Source organism: Bacillus sp. SIMBA_005, from assembly GCF_046535585.1.
In the GTDB taxonomy this organism is placed as follows: domain Bacteria; phylum Bacillota; class Bacilli; order Bacillales; family Bacillaceae; genus Bacillus; species Bacillus pumilus.
On the sequence record NZ_JAWRWI010000957.1, the window covers coordinates 1 to 246 of the forward strand.

The window sequence follows — 246 nt, forward strand, 5'->3', positions numbered from 1 at the left end:
GAGCCGATGAATGAAGCCGGTCTTTGACTTCATCCCAAAGCGCCGCCTTCGTTAAGCTTTCCTCGACCGCCTCATCCAAAACGGCTTTCCTGCGTTCCCCCGCATACTTCAGCGCATGTGTGATGTTATTGTAAATGGATTTCGGGAACGGATTCGGTTTTTGAAACACCATACCGATTTCCCGTCTGAGAGACACGACATTAATCGCTTCACCCAAAATATTCAGCCCTTCATAAAGGATCTCTC

1 pseudogene is annotated in these 246 nt (G+C 48.4%); it reads right to left on the bottom strand.

The annotated features are described in order from the left end of the window. Positions 1 to 246: pseudogene (locus SB660_RS22935) on the bottom strand (phosphate ABC transporter ATP-binding protein); the annotation flags it as partial.